The organism is Tepidibacter mesophilus, from assembly GCF_002724055.1.
GTDB lineage: Bacteria > Bacillota > Clostridia > Peptostreptococcales > Peptostreptococcaceae > Tepidibacter_A > Tepidibacter_A mesophilus.
In genome coordinates this window covers 102,895-120,554 of sequence record NZ_BDQY01000005.1, presented here as the reverse complement: position 1 = coordinate 120,554, position 17,660 = coordinate 102,895, and the positions used below count along the sequence as shown (strand labels likewise).

Genomic DNA, 17,660 nt, shown 5'->3' with positions numbered 1-17,660 from the left:
TAATTATATAAATTATTAAAACCAATGGATTAATCCATTGGTTTTTTGCTTTGCTAAGTAAAAATATAGTAATATAAGAATATGCTACATGTTAGTATAAATTACAATAAAAGGGGATAAATGAATATGAATAATTTTACAAAAAGATGGGACGAGGTAAATAATCAAAAAAAAGTATGGGATAACATTGCGATTGACGATAATAAATTTTACTATCAATTTGAAAGAGAAAAAATATTTTTAAGTAGCTTTAAAGATAAAGATCTTCCAGAATCTCAATATAAACTTACAGCTTTAGGAAATATGATTACAAAACTTAGTTCGTGTGCAAACATAATGAGCAAAAGACCTGGAACAGAAGAGGTTACTTTTTATTGTCATTTAAACAAGTCACATGGAAGTGGATTAAATAAAATAGTAGATAAAAAAATGCTTGAAAAAATAGCACCTCCTATTAATTGGAGACGAGATATTGTTATTGAGTTTGTAAATAAAGTTTTACATGATTATGTATTTAATATTAAAGAAGATTTTGCAGTTATAGATATAGGTTGTGGAGGAGGATTTGATAGTCTTGAGATTGAAAGGATAATGAAAGGTATAGATAGTGACTTACATTACAAAATAGTTAATGTAGATATAGATAGAGAATGGCTTAAAAACAATGAAAATTTAGCTTCAAAAATGTTTGGTAAAGAATCTAAAATAAGTAGATACAATGTGTCTATATTTGATTATTTTGATGAGTACATATACAAAAATGATTTTGAAGGTTTTGATAATTTAATAGTTCTGTGCAACGGATTTGCAGAATTTTTTGATGATAGTAATTTAACAAGACTTTACAAATGCATATACAAAATCACAAAAGAGTTCAAAGGAAAAGTTGATATTGTATTACCTTTTTCAGTAAAAAATAAAAAACAAGAAAAAATAGGAGAGAAAATTGGTTTTAAATATAGAACTAAGTCAAAAGATTATATGTTAAATTTGGTTAAAGATATATTTGAAGGATTTGAAGTTGATTTTGAAGAAAAATATAGCCAAATAGTACTTAAATTAACAAATTAAATATAAGGTATGATATAATTATTGAACATAATGACACGGGAGAGATAAGCTATGAAAAAATTTATAAATACAATTAGTACTTTATTATTTGGATTTATAGTGTGTTCAATAGGAATCATACTTGAAGTTAATGCAAATATAGGGCTTGGGCCGTGGGATGCTTTTCATATAGGAGTCATAAAGCATATACCAATGAGTTTGGGAAGTATACAAATATTTACAGGTGTTGTAATAGTATTATTTACTACGTTTAAGGGACAAATACCAGGATGGGGAACTATACTTAATATGATCCTTATAGGCGTATTTACAGATGTAATAAATGATTCTAATATAATACCTGTTAGTGACAATATGTTTAAAGGCATTATTATGATGGTTATAGGCATTATATTTATGGCATTTGGAACTTATTTGTATATGAAGGTTCAGCTGGGAACAGGGCCAAGAGATGGACTTATGGTGGTTATGGTTAAAAAAACAGGAAAATCTGTTAGCTTTATAAGAAATTTTATAGAGATGTGTGCTTTAATTATAGGTATTATTCTTGGAGCGCCTGTGGGCATAGGTACTGTAATTTATGTATTTGGAATAGGGTATGCTATACAGTGGATATTTGAATTATTTAAGTTTGACACAAGTGATGTCGTTCACAGATCTATTGTAGATGATTATAGATTAGTAGCCCATAATGTGGACTTGAGGAAAGGAAAATAAGTAATGTATTATTTTTCAATTATGTTAGTTATATTGACAAGTGTTATGTATCATATATGCTGTAAATACATAAATGAAAGTATAAATCCTGCAGTATCTATGGTAGGAACTTATTCTATTGCACTTATATTATCTATATTATCTATATTTATTTTTAAAAACAAAGATATTATATTGGAGTTTAAGAAATTAAATTGGGCTAGTTATATACTGGGGATTGCAATATTTGGTATAGAGATAGGTTTTTTACTAGCTTATAGAAATGGATGGAGTATAAATGTAGTTCCTTTATTTGTAAATATTATAACGTCTATTATATTGATAGTTATAGGTATATGTTTTTTTAAAACTAGATTATCGATGATTAATGTATTAGGAATATGTATAAGTGTATTAGGGTTAATTCTTATGAATAAAAAGTAATTTTAAAACGGTAGGTATTATATTGTTAATGAAAAAATGAGGCTTATTAAATTTAATAAGCTCCATTTTTTTATAAGGAAAGTACTAAGGCTTCATGTGGATTAAGTTTGGCTTTATCGTAGCCAATCTGGGTTTCCGGGGACGAATGGTCTTTTGCCGTATTTTTTTCTGAATTCACCTAGTACTTCTCCTATCAATTGTTCATTATTTTTAAATGTGTCTATGTTTTTAATTGATTCCATTTCTTGACTGAAAGGGCAGCTTGCTATACACATACCACAATCAGTTCCTATATATCTCCACTTTATGTAGCATGTTTCTTGATTTATAACCCAGTTTAATTTATCCTCATTGAATTTTTGAGTTTCATTAGATAGTGACTGAGATGGACATGTAAAGGAACAGTTTTTGCATAAAGAGCAAAAATCTTCAAGTCCAAATGATATGGGTTTATCTATTTCAAACTCTAAGTCTGTGCTTACAACCCCAAGTCTTACTCTAGAACCATATTGTTTTGTTGTTAGTATTGTGTTTCTTCCTATTTCGCCAAGTCCCGCATCTTGTGCAACTAAAGCAGGCATTAATAAATAGTTTGAATCCATATGATTACGAGCGTCATATCCTAAATTTCTTATATAGTAACTAAGTATCATGCCTACTATAGCTGTGTCAACATAACATTTAGATGTTTCTATAACTTCGGATATCATAGGACCTCTATTTATCATATCCTTGTCCATTTCACATGCAAATACTATTGCGTATTTATGGTTACAATTTATTTTTTCTCCATAGTCTTCTTCGTGTCTTCCTCTATGCGTATAGAAATGATAATCTTGAAGTTTAGTTATTCCAATCAAATCCGCACCGTATTTTTTAGCAAGTCCTTTTATTCTTTTTGTTATTACTTTTTTACTAAATATAACTTTTTCTGAATTTATATGGCCTTCACACAAGTGAATTATATCTCCTAGGAATTGAAATGAAGCTTTAGGTATAGCACTATTGAGTTGGTTGTAGGTCATACCTCCTTCTTCACATAGATTGGGCCTACTTCGTATGCTATCATCTATAGATTTTTTATCTGGGTTTTTAGTATAATAATCCTCATAAGCGAATGACCCCTTTTTATAATTTGCCCTTGCAAATATCGTGTCTCTTTCATCAACTTTTTTCATAAAAGTCTTCCCCCTTTTGAAAGAATAGAGTTATATAGGTCAATTATACTATATAATTACATGTTTTTACCATTAATCTATAGTGTAAAATTAGTATATATAATATAATGAATATATAGAAAATTTGAGTCAAGGGGGATTTATTGTGATTAAAAGGATAAAGGTTAAATTAGATGTTATAGAGAGTATGCTCTATTTTTGGCAGGCTACAAGTGAAAAAGAGAAGGTTGGCGAAAATTATATAAATGATATATCGCAGTACGATGATATGAAGCTTATATATGATGAGGAATTTAATGATGAAGCAGTTAGGTCTGTTTTAAGTGCAATATCAAATGTAGAGTTATTAAATACTAAAAGCAAAAAATCTAGAAAATTTTGGAATAATAATATGTGGATGATGGAGGATTTAGATTATACTAATATGATGGTAGCGCCTGTTAAGATACTGAATCTAAATTCTATAATAGATGAATTGAATGAAAATAATAATTCTGACTACGAGGAGCTTGAAGTAGTATTCGTACCTTGGAACCATGATGTATATAAAATAGAAGGTGAAAAGCTTATAGTTAATTTTTTTAGAGTAAAGCCTGATTTATTTGATGAAACTAAAGTGACTATAGAAGATATGGATATAAAGGATTTCATAAAGGAAAAGCTTATAGAAGTAATTAAATAGGGACTACATTTGTAGTCCCCCTTTAGCATTAAGCGAATTTTAGTTTTTAATGTAGTTAATCATCTTGCTATATGAGCTTGAAGCATCTTTATATCCTAGATTATATAAATTATTTATATTTTTATGATTTTTATCTATTGTATTCAATTTTATAGATTGGCTTGGAGATATAACAAATGCTTTACCATCTTTTTCTTGCTCATTAACATATTTTAATGAATCGTTATATATATCGTAGCAATTATCTATAGCTTGTATTAGAGCATTGTTGTCTGAATAAAATTTTTTAGCGAGTTTTTTTATATATTTAGGTTTTCTACTTGAATCATCTTCACTAGTAAGAATTACTATATTTTTAGTATTTCCATCATTTTGAGATTTTTTTATAGGTATTGGATCTGAAAGTCCGCCATCTAAAAGCTGCATATTTGAATATTCTACAATAGGACTGACAAAAGGCAAACTACAAGAAGCTCTTATAGCTTTTAATAAGTCATCACAATTGTGCCTATCTATATATACAGATTTACCGTTTACACAATTAGTAGCAGTTATAATTAATTTTTCGGGAGCCTTATTAAAAGAATCGAAATCGAACAATTCTAGATTATTTGGAATTTCATCGAATATAAAATCCATACCTAGAATTGATTTATTTTGTACAAATAAATTCTTAAAATTTAGATATCTTTTATCGTTTAAATATTTAGTGTAAAATATTTTTCCAAATCCATGTTGATTAGAAATATAAGCAGAGCCATTACAAGCTCCAGCTGAAACACCTATAGTATATGGAAATCTTATTCTTTTTTCTATAAAAAAATCTATAACACCTGATGTATAAACACCTCTCATTCCTCCACCTGGTAGTATTAAACCTATATTTTTCACAATATCACCTTCTTTTGTTAATATATCATATACATATTATTTACTTTTTGACAGAAAATATGATAAATTTTAAAATGAACATTTAGTTCTATTGAATAAAAAATGTATGTTTGCTAATATTTAACGTGGGGAACAGTTTATGCATTATTGAGGAGGATAATTTATGAATTGGGTATTGAAAAAATTTGAAGAATTAAAGATACAAGAATTATATAAAATTTTACAAATTAGAAGTGAAGTTTTTGTCTTGGAACAACAATGTCCTTACCAAGATTGCGATGGGAAAGATGAAAAGTCATATCATTTGTTTTTAGAAGATAATGGAGAGATATTATGTTATTTAAGAATAATACCTAGAGGAATATCTTATGATGAGGTATCTGTAGGAAGAGTTCTAGTATCAAAAGATAGACGAAAAAAAGGTTTATCTAGAGAAATGATGTTAATAGCCATTGACTATATAGAGACAAAACTAAAAGAGAAATCTATACGAATATCTGCACAAAAGTATTTGGTTGATTTTTATAAATGTTTAGGATTTAAAGAAGTATCTGATGTTTACTTAGAAGATGAGATTGAACATATAGAGATGCTTTATAGTAAGTAGATATAAACCCGCTGTTATACAGCGGGTTTTTAGTTTGCGAGGAAACTAAAATTATTTTGAATTGGGAAAACATTACATGAGAAATGAAGTTGACATCATAATGATAATGAGTTATTATCATTATGAAAGGGAAATTGATAATTAATATCGCTTAAAAATAATTATCTATACTAATTACATAAACTAAGGAGGAATTAAGGTATGAAAAAGAAATTATTATTAACTTTTTTAACTGTGGCATTTTCAATAGTATTGCTTGTAGGTTGTACTACGAAGCAAGAGAGTACAGGGGGTAATGAAGAAAAAGTAGTTAATGTATATACATCTAGACATTATGACGCAGATAAAGAACTTTATAAATTATTTACAGAAGAGACAGGTATAAAGGTAAATGTTGTTGAAGGAAAAGATGACGAATTAATTGAAAGACTTGATAGAGAAGGTGAAGATACAGAAGCTGATGTACTTATAGTAGCAGATGCTGGAAGATTACATAGAGCTAAATCTCAAGACTTATTACAGTCTGTAGAAAGTGAAGTTTTAAATAAGAATGTTCCAGAAAATTTAAGAGATAAAGATAATTCGTGGTATGGATTGACTAAAAGAGGAAGAGTTATAGTATACTCTAAAGATAGAGTTAACCCATCAGAATTATCTACTTATGAAGATTTAACTAACCCTAAATGGAAGGGGAAAATATTAGTAAGATCATCATCAAATACTTATAACCAATCTTTACTTGCATCTTTTATTGAAATAAATGGAGAAGATAAAGCTAAAGAATGGGCAAAAGGATTAGTTGATAATATGGCAAGAGAGCCAGAAGGAAATGATAGAGATCAAGCTAAAGCAGTTGTAGCTGGTGAAGGTGATATAGCTATAATGAATACTTATTACTTAGGTAAATTACTAAATTCATCAGATCCAGAAGAAGTAAAAGTAGGAGAGCAAGTGAGTGTGTTCTTCCCAAATCAAGATACTACTGGTACTCATATAAATATAAGTGGTGCTGGAGTTACTAAAGATGCTAATAATAAAGAAAATGCAGTTAAATTTATTGAATTTTTATCACAAGAGAAAGCTCAAAGTGTATTTGCTGAAGCAAACTACGAATATCCTGTAAATCCTAATGTAGAGCCTTCAGAATTATTAAAATCATGGGGCGAGTTTAAAACTCAGGATATAAGTTTGAATAAATTAGGAGAGAACAATAAAAGAGCAGTAGAGATATTTAATGAAATTAGTTGGAAGTAATTAATATAAAGCCGCATATTGTTTTTTACAATATGCGGCTTTTAATAATATGTGAAAAGGAAGTGTGCTAATTTGATTAAATGCAGAAAGCAAAATCTCAATATATGGTCGTTATTAAGCTTTGTATTCATAGCTTTGATTATAATGCCTAATATAAATATATTTATGAGTATTTTTCAAAAACCAAATGAAAATTGGTTTCATATAAAAGAATATATGTTGAAGGATTATATTTTAAATTCTATGACTTTAGTTATTTTTACGGGTTTATTTACAGTTATTATAGGAGTAAGTTTGGCATGGATTATATCAGTATATGAATTTCCTATGAGATCATTTTTTAAATGGGGGCTTATTTTACCTCTTTCAATACCATCTTATATAGGAGCATATACTTATAATGGAATACTTAATTATACAGGTATTGTTCAAACATCTTTGAGAAATAGTTTTAATATGCAAATAGATCAGAAATACTTTGATATTATGTCTATAAAAGGAGCCGTATTTATATTTACAGTATCGTTATTTCCGTATGTATATATAATTACTAGATCTTTTTTAGAAAAACAATCAGCAGCTTTAATAGAAAATTCTAGAGTTCTAGGAAGAAATTTAATAGATATTTTTTTATTGGTAGTAATGCCTATTTCTAGAGGAGCTATAATAGGTGGAACAAGTCTTGTTGTGTTAGAAGTTTTAAATGATTATGGTGTTGTTCAATACTTTGGAATACCTACATTCAGTACAGCTATATTCAAAACTTGGTTTGGTATGGGAGATACGGATTCTGCAATTAGATTATCTGGTGTATTGATGTTAATAGTTATAATCATACTTGTATCTGAAAAATTTTTAAGGGGAAATAAGAGATTCAGCTATACAACTACTAAAATAAAACCTATATCAAGAATAAGGCTTAAAGGATTTAAATCTAATTTAGCATTTGGATATTGTTTTTTTATATTTAGTATTGGTTTTCTAATACCTGCGAGCCAGTTAATTTATTGGAGTGGATTAACTTATAAAAAAATATTAAATATTCAATTTTTAACGCTTATATTTAATTCATTCTCAGTAGCAGTAATTTCTGCAAGTCTTGTTGTTGCAATGGCTGTAGTAATAGCTAATTACTGTAGAATAAATGAAAATTTTATTTCGAAAGTATACTCAAAGGCTACACTAATAGGCTATTCTATACCAGCTGCTGTAATAGCTATAAGTGTAATAATGTTTTTTATAAAAATAGATAATAATTTTTACTGGATATACAAAATAATAGATAGTGATTCGAAAAAAATGTTACTAAGTACTAGCCTTGTTATGCTTATATTTGCTTATATGATAAGGTTTTTAGCTGTTGGATATAATTCTATAGAGTCTGGTTTTGAAAAAATAGGTAAGAAGTTTTTTGAAGCATCTAGAATGTTGGGAATGAGTGTAACTCAAACTTTTTTTAAGGTTGATTTAAAAATGATAAAGCCGGCCGTACTTAGTGCTTTTTTATTAGTTTTTGTAGATGTTTTAAAAGAATTATCTCTTACTTTGATTTTAAGACCTTTTAATTTTAATACATTACCTACAAAGGTTTTTGAATATGCAAATGATGAAATGATTCCAGAATCATCTATACCGTCTCTTGTAATAATTATAATCAGCTTTGTTTCGATTTATTTATTTTATAAAATAGGGGATAAGGAGAGTGTCTAATGTATATTGATATTAAAAATATAGACTTTAATTATAAGAATTCAAAAGAAAAAAATATAGATAATTTTAGTGTAGGTATAAAGAAAGGAGAAATAATTGCTATTTTAGGACAAAGTGGAAGTGGAAAAAGTACAATTCTTAGATTGATTTCTGGTCTTGAAACTCCAAGTTTAGGGTATATAAAAGTAGATGATAGGGTTCTAGTTGATAAAGATTATTTTCTACAACCAGAAAAAAGAGGTGTTGGAATGGTATTTCAAGATTATGCTCTATTTCCTCATATGACAGTTGGTCAAAATATAAAGTTTGGTCTTAAAAATATGCAATCAAAAGAAAAAGAAATAAGAGTAAAAGAAGTCTTAAATTTAGTAGAGTTGGAAGGTTACGAAAAAAGGTACCCGCATGAATTAAGTGGAGGGCAACAGCAAAGAATAGCATTAGCTAGAGCTTTAGCACCACAACCATCTCTTCTTTTAATGGATGAACCATTTAGTAATTTAGATGCAGATTTGAAGAGTAAAATAAGAAAAGAGTTAAAAAAAATAATAGATAAATCAGGAATAACATGTATCTTTGTTACACATGACAAAGAAGATGCAATAAATATAGCTCACAGAGTAATACTTTTAGAAGAAGGGGAGATTGTTAAAATAGGAAGTCCAGAAGATATACTATAATCAATTTATAAATTAGAGATTTAATAAAACAATTAAAAAATATTGTTGACTCTTGGTATAATATCTGTTAGAATTCTTTTAAGCAATTAATCAGAAAATATAAAAAATTTTCTTGGAAAGATTTTAAATGTAAATTTTTTTGAAATTCGTAACGTAAATTATATTTATCTGCAATTTAAATAGGAATATAATTTCCTACTCATTATAAAAAATAATATAAACAATGTGATATAGAGGCCGCGGTTGTAAAGAGTAAAGTATATAAATTATATACAGGAAAGGGACAACCGCCGAAATACATAGATTTATGTATTGGGACTATGTTGAATAAGCATAGTACTGTCTTTAGGAAATAGCCCAATTTTCTAAAGGAGGACTTATCATGTTGGGGCAAAAGGAATAGATGTTTTCTTATAAAACAGTATTTTAGTTTTGTATAAAACAGTTATGAGTGCCTTTTGCTCATAACTGTTTTTTTATATCTAAAAATAAAATAATGTAAACAATATGATATAGAGGCCGCGGTTGTAATTAGTACTATGTGCATAGAGATGCATAGGAAAGGTCCAACCGCCGAAATACATATGATTTTATGTATTGGGACTATGTTGAATAAGCATAGTACTGTCTTTAGAAAATAGCCCAATTTTCTAAAGGAGGACTTATCATGTTGGGGCAAAAGGAATTATTGTTTTTGTATAAAATAAATTTTTGTTTTGTATAAAGCAGTTATGAGTGCCTTTTGCTCATAACTGCTTTTTGTTTATAAAGAATTAGGAAAAGTGAAAACATATATGAAAGAGGTGACTGTATAATGGAACTATTTGGAACAATGAATATAAATAACAAAGGTAATTTAGAAATTGGTAATTGTGATGCTGTTAATTTAGTAAAAGAATTTGGAACCCCATTATATGTGGTAGATGAAGAATTAGTTAGAAATAATTGTAAATTATTTAATGAAAGTTTTTCAGTCAAAGAAATTGATACTGAAGTAATATATGCTTCTAAAGCATTTTTAAATTTAGCTATATGCAAAATCATAAAAGATGAAGGCTTAAGTTTAGATGTTGTATCTGGAGGAGAACTATATACAGCATTAAAAGCAAATTTTCCTCCAAATAAAATATATATGCACGGAAATAATAAAACAGAAGAAGAATTAACTATGGCTATCAAATCGGGTGTAGGCAGAATAATAGTAGATAATAGACAAGAATTAGACTTATTAGAAAATTTATGTGAAGAATTAGATAAAAAAATAGATGTATTATTAAGGGTAAATCCCGGGATAGATGCACATACTCATGAGTATATTCAGACTTCTAAAAATGATTCAAAGTTTGGGGAATCGATATTTAGTGATGAAATTCATTTTATAATAAATAAATTTCAAATGAGTGATAGAGTGAAATTGAAGGGGTTTCATTGTCATATAGGTTCTCAAATTTTTGAGGAAAAGTCATTTTATTCAAGTGTATTAGTTATGTTTGAATTTATAAAAGAAATGAAGGATAAGAATGATTTTGCTACTGAAGAATTAAATTTAGGTGGAGGATTCGGGGTACACTATACTGATGAAAATGAGCAAATTGATATAAAAAAATGTCTTAATAATATGCTTCTGTTAATAAAAGATGTAACACAAAAAAATAATATAAAGCTTCCAAAGATAATGATAGAACCAGGAAGAGCAATAGTAGCTAATGCAGGAACTACACTCTATAAAATAGGAGGAACTAAAAAAACATATTCAGGAAAAGAATATATATTTGTTGATGGAGGTATGACTGATAATCCAAGAACAGCATTATATGATGCTAAATATGAAGCGGTTGTTGCCAATAAAATGAATTACGAATATGAAGGAATATATACTGTTGGAGGTAAATGTTGTGAATCTGGAGATATTATAATAAAAGATATTGAATTACCAAAAGTTGAAAGAAATGATGTGTTAGCTGTTTTAAGCACTGGTGCATATAATTATAGTATGTCTAGCAATTATAATAGAATTTTAAAGCCATCGGTAGTGTTCGTTAGAGATGGTCAATCAAGACTTGCAGTTAAGAGAGAAACATACGAAGATCTTATTAGAAATGATATATTATTTTAAAATTAAAGGGGGCAATTGATATGGCTATAATAGTTCAAAAATACGGTGGAACTTCTGTAGGAAGTATAGATAGTATGAAAGATATTGCAAAAAGAGTAATAGATGAAAGAGAAAAAGGAAACGATGTGGTAGTTGTAGTTTCTGCTATGGGGAAAAGCACTGATAAACTTGTTGAAATGGCTAAAGAAATTTCACAAAATCCATGCAAAAGAGAGTTAGATATGCTGATGGCTACGGGAGAACAAGTTTCTATTTCGTTATTATCAATGATATTTAAAGAACAAGGACACAATTCAATATCACTAACTGGTTTTCAAGCAGGAATAAAAACAGAAGGACTTCATACTAAAAATCGTGTTGCAGAAATTAATATTAATATTATAAAAAAACATTTAGAAGAAGGAAAAATAGTTGTTGTAGCAGGATTTCAAGGTATAAATGAAAATGGAGATATAACTACTTTGGGAAGAGGAGGATCTGACACTACAGCGGTTGCTTTAGCTGCAAAACTTAATTGTACTTGCCAAATATATACTGATGTAGAAGGTATTTATGGAGTTGATCCTAGAGCTTATCCAACGGCTAAAAAATTAGACTATATAAGTTATGAGGAGATGATGGAATTGTCAAGTTTAGGAGCTGGTGTAATGGAGACAAGAGCAGTTGAAATTGGATTTAAGTATAATATACCTATTTATGTAGCACTAAATAAAGGAAATATAAAAGGAACTTATATAAAGGAGTATGATGAAAATATGGAGCAAAAAGTAATAACGGGTCTAACGACTACTGATGATGTTTTGATGATTACTATCAATAATGTTTTATATAGTTGTAAAAATATAGCGACTATATTTGATAAATTATCAAAAAATAATGTTAATGTAGACATGATAAGTCAAACAGCACCTAATGATGGATATGTTAATGTTTCTTTTACTACATCTAAAGAGGATATATATATTATTCATGAGGTAATAAATGAATTGAAAAAAGAAATGCAAGACATAGAAATATCCGAGGAAGATAATATAACTAAGATATCTGTTGTTGGGATAGGCATGGTGAATCAATCTGGAGTTGCAGCTAAGGTATTTAAAATATTTGCAGACAATGATATTGAATTTAAGCAAGTTACAACTTCGGAGATAAGCATATCCTACACTATAGATCCAAGGGACAAAGGGAAAGCAATAAATGTAATAGCAAAAGGATTTGATTTATAAAATAGAACTATTATTTATAATTAAAATAAATTTTAATAGGGGTGAAGGGTTATGAAGAAAGTCAATGTTGCTGTAGTTGGAGCTACTGGAATGGTAGGAAGAACATTTTTGAAAGTTTTAGAAGAAAGAGATTTTCCTATAGAAAATCTATACTTAATGGCATCAAAAAGATCAGCCGGTAATATTGTTAATTTTAAAGGTAAAGATTACATAATCGAAGAACTAAATGAAAATTCTTTTGATAAGAATATAGATATTGCTCTATTTTCTGCTGGTGGAGACCTTAGTAAAAAATATGCTCCAATAGCTAAAGAAAAAGGAGTAGTTGTAGTAGATAATAGTAGTGCTTGGAGAATGGATAAAGATATTCCACTAGTAGTTCCTGAAGTTAATCCAGAAGATGTTAAAAAACATAATGGAATAATAGCAAATCCTAACTGTTCTACAATACAAGCTGTAGTACCTTTAAAAGCATTACATGATAAATTTAAAATTAAAAGAATAGTTTATTCAACATATCAAGCTGTTTCTGGATCTGGAGTTAGAGGTATTATGGATTTAGAAGAAGGCTTAAAAGGAAATGAGAACAAACTATATCCACATCCTATAGCCTATAATGCTCTACCGCATATAGACGTTTTTATGGATAATGGATATACAAAAGAAGAAATGAAGATGATAGATGAAACTAAGAAAATATTAAATAATTATGATCTTAAAATAACAGCTACAACAGTAAGGGTTCCTGTATTATATAGTCACAGTGAATCTGTTAATGTAGAATTTGAAAAAGAATTTGAGCTTGAAGAAATATTTAATACTTTAAAAAATACTGAAGGTGTAGTATTAGTAGACAATCCAAAAGAAAACAAATATCCTCTAGCATTAGATGTTGAAGGAAAAAATGAAGTATTTGTAGGTAGGATTAGAAGAGATTTTAGTGTGGATAATGGAATTAATATGTGGGTGGTTGCGGATAACATAAGAAAAGGTGCGGCAACTAATACAGTTCAAATAGCTGAGCTTTTAGTAAAATATAATTTAGTATAGAAAGGATGTTTTTATGATTAAAGTTATAGTTAATGGTTCTCTTGGAAAAATGGGAGAAGTTTTGACAAAGTTAATAATGGAAGATGAGGATTTTAAATTAGTTGCAGGAGTATCTAAGTATAAAAATGATAATATAAATTACCCTATATACTCGAATATATTAGATGTAAAAGAAAAAGCAGATGTTGTTATCGATTTTTCAAGACCGGATAGCTTAATTGATTTATTGTCTTATTCTAAAAACACAAAAACTGCTTTAGTGATCGCTACTACTGGATATAGTGATGAAGAGCTGAACATGATAGAAGAAACATCTAAAGAAGTTTCTATATTCCACAGCTCTAATATGTCAATTGGAGTGAATCTAATATTAAAGCTGGTAGAAATTTCAGCTAAGGCTTTAGCTGATTTTGATATAGAGATAATTGAAAAACATCATAATAAGAAAGTAGATGCTCCTAGTGGGACTGCTTTAATGATAGCGAATGAAATACAAAAGGTTTTAAATAATGAATTTAATTATGGAAGATATGGTAAAAATGCAAAAAGAAAAGAAAATGAAATAGGAATACATGCTGTAAGAGGTGGAACTATAGCAGGAGACCACTCTATAATATTTGCTGGTAAAGATGAAATAGTAGAAGTTAATCATATAGCTTTATCAAAAGAAATATTTGCACAAGGCTCATTAAAAGCTGCTAAATTTATTGTAAATAAAGAAAATGGGTATTACAATATGAAGGATGTAATAAGTATATAACTTGAAATAACTTTAGGCTGAACAATCTAAGGTTATTTTTATATAAGTGAACTACAGAATGAAGCAGATTTTTATTTTAAGTTAAAAAAGTAGTTGTGTAAAATTTATTAAGATGTTATAATATGAATAATAATTTAGCGGTTTAATGAATTAAAGTGATAAAGTATATTTTGTGAAAGGGGTACTTAATATGAAAAATTTAGTTTTAGAAAAGTCGAATTTAAACTTAAGACATCATCATAGATTTGTGGGGTTTGTAATAATGAGCTAAAAATAGTTCATAGATACAAGTCCTAGTTATTTTGCAAAAAATACAGGATTTGTATCTATGATGGTTTAATATAATTCTTCACAATATTAAAAAGCCATGTAGGTATATACCTATATGGCTTTTTTATTTATAAGGAAAGGTAGGGGTTGTAATGGAATTTTTAAAAGTTAAAGATGAAATAGATTATTCAAATAAGAGATATAAAATAACAAGAGAAATAGAAGATATGTTTATGAATGATGGATGTATTAATATAGAACCTTCAATTTTTGAAGACTATGATTCTTTTATTTTTGTTAACAAAAGAATAAAAAAAGAATCTATGGTTAAAGTTTTGAATGGAAATTCAGATATTTTAATTTTAAGACCCGATATCACAATGAACATAATAAAAAATTTGATTCCAAGATGGGAAAATGATTTGAAACTTAAATTGTTTTATAATTCTACAATTTTCAGAAATAAAACTGATTCAAATATTAAAGAATTTAGACAAATGGGAGTTGAATATATAGGAGAATCCTCTATAAAAGCAGATAGAGACGTACTTGGGTTAGCTTTAAATGTCTTACAAAAATATAACAATAATTTTATTTTAGAAATTGGAAACAGCAAGTATATTGATGAATTATTAAGAATTACTGGGTTAGAAGAAAGTATTGAAAAAGAATTAAAAAGTCTAATTTATAAAAAAAATAAGATTGAACTAATAGATTATGTCGCAAATTTAAATGTAAAAAAAGAAATATATGATTTATTATCTAATATTTTAGATTTCCAGGGAAATATAGAAGAAATTATAAGAAAAGCTCAAAACTTTTATATGAATTATGAAATGAGAAAATCTATAGATGAGCTTAGAGTTTTGAATGGATTTATTAAAGAGTATGTATATTTAAAAAATATACATTTTGATTTATCTATAGTTTCAGAGTTGGATTATTATGAAGGTATAGTATTCAAAGGCTATTATACAAATTCATATAGAGAAATTATAAGTGGAGGAAGATATGATTCTTTAACAGAAGTATTTGGGAAAAAAGTTTCGGCAATAGGTTTTTCAATAGATATAGATGAATTAATTAAAGTTATAAATAAGAAAGGTGATGGAGATTGGATTATATAACTATAGCTCTTTCGAAAGGAAGAATAGAAAAACAAGCTAATGATTTATTTAAAAAAATAGGATTAGGAGATTGTATGGATTTAGATTCTAGAAAGCTTATTTTTAAGGATGAGAAAAATAAAATTAATTTCATATATGTTAAACCATCTGATGTGGTTACATATGTAGAAAAAGGAGTCGCGGATTTAGGTATAGTAGGTAAGGATACAATTTTAGAAAGTGATACAAATGTATATGAAGTTTTTGATTTGGGATTTGGAAAGTGTAAATTTTCAATAGCGGGTATAAAAGGGGAAAAGATATATAAGAAAGATTATATTTTAAAGGTTGCAACTAAGTATACTGAAATAGCTAAAAAATATTTTAAAGAAAGACAGCAAAAAATAGAAATAATAAAGCTTAATGGTTCTGTAGAATTAGCACCTTTAGTAGGACTTTCTGATGTAATAGTTGATTTGGTTGAAACGGGAAATACTTTAAAAGCGAATGGGCTTGAGGTAATAGAAGATATGTTTAATATAAGTGCAAGATTAATATCTAATAGAGTAAGTTATAGATTTAAGTTTGATAGAATTCAAAATATTATTAAATCATTAAATGAAAATATGGAGGGATAATATGATAAGAATAATAGATTCAATAAAAGATAGTGGTTTTTTAAAAAAACTTTTAGATAGAAGTCAATTTGAATTTGAAGAAGTAAATAAAGTAGTTGATGAAATTTTATTTGATGTAAGAAAAAGAAAAGATGAAGCTTTAAAAGAATATACATTAAAGTTTGACAAAGTAAAAATAGATGATTTTTTAGTGTCTCAAGAAGAAATAGATAATGCATTTGAAAATATAGATGATAATTTAAAAAATGATCTTTTAAAGTCTAAGGAAAACATTGAAAAATACCACACTAAGCAATTAAAAACCTCGTATACACTACATGATGGAGAAAATGTAATTTTAGGTCAAATTATAAGACCTATAGAAACCGTTGGTATATATGTTCCTGGTGGAAGTGCAGCATATCCATCTACTGTTTTAATGAATGCAGTACCTGCAAAAATAGCTGGAGTTAAGGAAATAGTTATGATAACTCCACCTAATAAAGAAGGAAAGTTAAAAGACTCTATTCTTGTAGCAGCTTCTATAGCTGGGGTAGATAAGATATACAAGGTAGGAGGAGCTCAGGGAATAGGGGCACTTGCTTTTGGAACAGAAAGTGTACCTAAGGTATCTAAAATAGTTGGGCCTGGAAATATATATGTTGCCATGGCTAAAAAGAAAGTTTCAGGATATGTAGGAATAGACATGATTGCAGGACCTAGTGAAATTTTAATAATTGCAGATGAATACGCAAATCCAAAATATATAGCTGCTGATTTAATATCTCAAGCAGAGCACGATGAAATGGCAGCATCAATACTTGTTACAGATTCTCCGAAAACAGCAAAAAAAGTAAACGAAGAATTGAAAATACAAGTTGAAATGCTTGAAAGAAAAGAAATAATAAAAAAATCTCTTGAAAATTATGGAGCAATAATAATAACAAGTTCTATTAATGAATCAATAAAAATAGCTAATGAAGTAGCACCAGAACATTTAGAAATACTTACAAGAAATCCTTTTGACTTATACAAACAAATAAAAAATGCTGGAGCAATATTTCTTGGAGAATTCTCTCCAGAACCATTAGGAGATTATTTTGCAGGACCAAATCATACGTTGCCTACTAGTTCAACTTCTAAATTTGCATCACCTTTAGGAGTTGAGGATTTCTTAAAGAAAACTTCTTTAATATATTACAGCAAAGAAGCTTTAATGAAGTCAAAAGATTCTATTATAAGAATTGCGGAGGATGAGGGATTAACAGCACATGCCAATTCCATAAAAGTAAGATTTGAATAGGG

At 27.9% G+C, this 17,660-nt stretch carries 17 protein-coding genes and 2 riboswitches; of the genes, 15 read left to right on the top strand and 2 right to left on the bottom strand.

Features of this window, described 5'->3' with window-relative positions:
• Positions 1-126 precede the first annotated feature (126 nt).
• Genes Tmeso_RS05515 through Tmeso_RS05505 form a run of 3 tightly spaced genes read left to right on the top strand, consistent with a single transcriptional unit; the run spans position 127 to position 2,211 of the window.
• Positions 127-1,071: a class I SAM-dependent methyltransferase gene (locus Tmeso_RS05515; RefSeq protein ID WP_242967877.1), complete on the top strand. Its 945-nt coding sequence runs from the start codon at positions 127-129 to the stop codon at positions 1,069-1,071.
• A gap of 51 nt (positions 1,072-1,122) precedes the next feature.
• Positions 1,123-1,788 (top strand): YczE/YyaS/YitT family protein, encoded by a 666-nt coding sequence (locus Tmeso_RS05510; RefSeq protein ID WP_099189041.1) that lies wholly within the window; start codon positions 1,123-1,125, stop codon positions 1,786-1,788.
• A gap of 3 nt (positions 1,789-1,791) precedes the next feature.
• The gene (locus tag Tmeso_RS05505; protein ID WP_099189039.1) at positions 1,792-2,211 is read left to right on the top strand and encodes an EamA family transporter; all 420 of its coding nucleotides are present in this window, start codon (positions 1,792-1,794) and stop codon (positions 2,209-2,211) included.
• Positions 2,212-2,324: 113 nt separating this feature from the next.
• Here the strand turns inward: Tmeso_RS05505 and Tmeso_RS05500 are convergent, their stop codons facing one another.
• On the bottom strand, positions 2,325-3,389 hold the full coding sequence (locus Tmeso_RS05500) for a reductive dehalogenase domain-containing protein (protein WP_099189037.1): 1,065 nt from the start codon (positions 3,387-3,389) through the stop codon (positions 2,325-2,327).
• A 145-nt stretch (positions 3,390-3,534) separates the two neighbouring features.
• On the opposite strand from Tmeso_RS05500, the gene Tmeso_RS05495 reads away from it, so the two are divergent.
• A complete protein-coding gene (locus Tmeso_RS05495) occupies positions 3,535-4,071 on the top strand; it encodes a TDE2712 family protein (RefSeq protein ID WP_099189035.1) in 537 nt (178 codons plus the stop codon).
• Positions 4,072-4,110: 39 nt separating this feature from the next.
• Here Tmeso_RS05495 and Tmeso_RS05490 read toward each other — a convergent pair whose 3' ends face one another.
• Complete coding sequence (locus tag Tmeso_RS05490) at positions 4,111-4,962, bottom strand: patatin-like phospholipase family protein (RefSeq protein ID WP_099189033.1); 852 nt, start codon at positions 4,960-4,962, stop codon at positions 4,111-4,113.
• A gap of 163 nt (positions 4,963-5,125) precedes the next feature.
• Here Tmeso_RS05490 and Tmeso_RS05485 point away from each other — a divergent pair, with 163 nt between their 5' ends.
• The 11 genes from Tmeso_RS05485 to hisD all read left to right on the top strand — a co-directional run bounded on the left by Tmeso_RS05485 (position 5,126) and on the right by hisD (position 17,658).
• On the top strand, positions 5,126-5,569 hold the full coding sequence (locus Tmeso_RS05485; RefSeq protein WP_099189031.1) for a GNAT family N-acetyltransferase: 444 nt from the start codon (positions 5,126-5,128) through the stop codon (positions 5,567-5,569).
• 201 nt (positions 5,570-5,770) lie between these two features.
• Complete coding sequence (locus Tmeso_RS05480; RefSeq protein WP_099189029.1) at positions 5,771-6,823, top strand: Fe(3+) ABC transporter substrate-binding protein; 1,053 nt, start codon at positions 5,771-5,773, stop codon at positions 6,821-6,823.
• A 72-nt stretch (positions 6,824-6,895) separates the two neighbouring features.
• Positions 6,896-8,533, top strand: coding sequence for an ABC transporter permease (locus Tmeso_RS05475; protein ID WP_242967876.1), 1,638 nt, complete (start codon positions 6,896-6,898; stop codon positions 8,531-8,533).
• Positions 8,533-9,210, top strand: coding sequence for an ABC transporter ATP-binding protein (locus Tmeso_RS05470; RefSeq protein WP_099189027.1), 678 nt, complete (start codon positions 8,533-8,535; stop codon positions 9,208-9,210). Before Tmeso_RS05475 ends, Tmeso_RS05470 begins: the two co-directional genes overlap by 1 nt.
• A gap of 223 nt (positions 9,211-9,433) precedes the next feature.
• Positions 9,434-9,596: riboswitch (Lysine riboswitch) on the top strand.
• Between the two features lie 119 nt (positions 9,597-9,715).
• Positions 9,716-9,881: riboswitch (Lysine riboswitch) on the top strand.
• Positions 9,882-10,024: 143 nt separating this feature from the next.
• Positions 10,025-11,326, top strand: coding sequence for a diaminopimelate decarboxylase (gene lysA / locus Tmeso_RS05465; protein ID WP_099189025.1), 1,302 nt, complete (start codon positions 10,025-10,027; stop codon positions 11,324-11,326).
• Positions 11,327-11,346: 20 nt separating this feature from the next.
• Positions 11,347-12,552 carry an aspartate kinase gene (locus Tmeso_RS05460; RefSeq protein ID WP_099189023.1) on the top strand — a complete coding sequence of 402 codons (1,206 nt, stop codon included), beginning with the start codon at positions 11,347-11,349 and terminating at the stop codon, positions 12,550-12,552.
• 51 nt (positions 12,553-12,603) lie between these two features.
• On the top strand, positions 12,604-13,602 hold the full coding sequence (locus Tmeso_RS05455; RefSeq protein ID WP_099189021.1) for an aspartate-semialdehyde dehydrogenase: 999 nt from the start codon (positions 12,604-12,606) through the stop codon (positions 13,600-13,602).
• Between the two features lie 13 nt (positions 13,603-13,615).
• Positions 13,616-14,362 (top strand): 4-hydroxy-tetrahydrodipicolinate reductase, encoded by a 747-nt coding sequence (gene dapB, locus Tmeso_RS05450; protein ID WP_099189019.1) that lies wholly within the window; start codon positions 13,616-13,618, stop codon positions 14,360-14,362.
• Positions 14,363-14,784: 422 nt separating this feature from the next.
• Positions 14,785-15,759 (top strand): ATP phosphoribosyltransferase regulatory subunit, encoded by a 975-nt coding sequence (locus Tmeso_RS05445; protein WP_099189017.1) that lies wholly within the window; start codon positions 14,785-14,787, stop codon positions 15,757-15,759.
• Positions 15,747-16,376, top strand: a complete 630-nt coding sequence (gene hisG, locus Tmeso_RS05440) for an ATP phosphoribosyltransferase (RefSeq protein WP_099189015.1) — start codon at positions 15,747-15,749, stop codon at positions 16,374-16,376. The genes Tmeso_RS05445 and hisG overlap by 13 nt, the downstream gene beginning before the upstream one ends.
• Position 16,377: 1 nt before the next feature.
• The gene (gene hisD, locus Tmeso_RS05435) at positions 16,378-17,658 is read left to right on the top strand and encodes a histidinol dehydrogenase (protein WP_099189013.1); all 1,281 of its coding nucleotides are present in this window, start codon (positions 16,378-16,380) and stop codon (positions 17,656-17,658) included.
• Positions 17,659-17,660: the final 2 nt, after the last annotated feature.